2 protein-coding genes are annotated in these 1,631 nt (G+C 76.4%); both read right to left on the bottom strand.

Annotated elements, in window-relative coordinates:
• Window positions 1-1,414 (bottom strand): hydantoinase B/oxoprolinase family protein (locus DZF91_RS24040; RefSeq protein WP_147341337.1); only part of this gene is annotated, 1,414 nt, incomplete at its 3' end.
• A partial coding sequence (locus tag DZF91_RS24035; RefSeq protein WP_207661898.1) for a hypothetical protein occupies window positions 1,411-1,631 on the bottom strand: 221 nt, incomplete at its 5' end. The genes DZF91_RS24035 and DZF91_RS24040, both read right to left, overlap by 4 nt.

Genomic DNA, 1,631 nt, shown 5'->3' with positions numbered 1-1,631 from the left:
CGGCCGCGCCGGGCGGCGGTCGCCGCAGCCGGTCGCCGCGGGTGTCCACGCGGGCGTCGTCGAGCACGCGCAGGACGGTCCGGGTGCCGAGGCCGCCGCGGTGCCGTCCGGCGCCGCCCGAGCCGGGGATGAGGGAGACCTCCTCGATCCGGACGGGCAGCCGCGCCTCGACGGGTTCGACCTGCGGGACGATGTTGCGCCCGCCGCCGAACAGCGCGCCGGTCGCGTCGGCGCCGTCGCCGTCCGGCCGGGCGCCGGTGCCGCCGAGGTCGAACGACATGTGCAGCCACGGCGTGCGGACGCCGCTGACGCTGAACGCCTGCAGGATGCCGGACGCGGCGGCGCCGTCCGGGGCGATGGCCGAGAGCACGGCCTCCTCGGCGGCGGCGACGGTGCCGAACCTGCCGCCGCCGGGGAACGGCCGGGTGCAGTGGACGAGCGTCCCGCGCGGCAGCCGGATGTCCACGGGCGCGAAGCAGCCCTCGTTCATCGGCAGGGACGGGTCCACGAAGCACCGCACCGCGTACAGGACGCCGCCGACGGTCTGCGAGAAGCCCGAGTTCACCGGCAGCGGGACCTGCTCGTCGGTGCCGTCGAAGTCGACCGTGAGCGCGCCCGCGCCGTCGGAGGTGACGGCGACGCGGACGGTGTGCCCGTCGTCCAGCGTGTAGGAGGCGCGGCGGGTGCCCGCCGGGATGCGCGCGAGGCCGTCGCGCATCCGGCGTTCGGTGTGCGCGAGGTAGTCGGCGATGCCCCGGGCCAGGCCGTCCGGGGTGTGGGTCTCGATGATCTCCGCCAGGCGGCGGGCCGCGACGTTGGCCCCGGCGACGAGCGCGCGCAGGTCGCCGACCAGGCGGTCGGGGGTGCGGCTGTTGGCGGCCAGGACGCGGACCAGGTCGTCCACGAGTCCGGCGGACGTCGCGATCCGGACGGGAGGAAGCTGGAGTCCCTCGAGGAACACGTCGGTCGCGTCGGAGGCCATCCCGCCCGCGGACAGGCCGGACAGGTCGGCGACGTGGATGAGGGTGCCGGTGAAGTAGGCCGGCTCGCCGTCGACGAACACCGGACGGAACACGAGCAGGTCGTTGGCGTGGATACCGCCCTGGTAGACGTCGTTCAGCACGAACACGTCGCCCGGTTCCATCGTCTCGGGCGGGTGGGCGGCGAGCAGGAAGGGCAGGGCGCCGCGCAGGCTGGCGCACTGCATCAGCGCGGTGGACAGGGAGTGCGCGACGAGCCGTCCGCGCGCGTCGAGGATCGCCGCCGCCGCGTCCGCGCCCTCCACGATGAACGCCGAGTAGGCGGAACGGACGACGACGATCCCGGCCTCCTCCGCCGCGACGCACAGCGCGTTCCGCAGGATCTCGGCGGTCAGGTCGGCCGGGCCGCCGGGTGTCGCCGCCGCGGGGGTCATGGCCGGGCCTCCAGGAGGATCGCGCCCTCGTCGTCCACGGTGCCGTGCCAGCCGGGCGGCACGAGCAGGGAGCACTGCGGTTCGGTGACGACGCAGGGACCGTCGAAGGTGTCGCCGGGCGCGTGGGCCGCGCGGGCGCGCACCGGCACGTCGGTCCAGCCGCCGGGGAGCCGGACCCGGCGGGACGCCGGGGGCGACGGCACCGGGACCGGGCGCG

Source organism: Actinomadura logoneensis, from assembly GCF_003428695.1.
Classification (GTDB): Bacteria; Actinomycetota; Actinomycetes; order Streptosporangiales; family Streptosporangiaceae; genus Spirillospora; species Spirillospora logoneensis.
The sequence above is the reverse complement of the archived record's forward strand: the minus strand, read 5'-3'. Positions and strand labels throughout refer to the sequence as shown.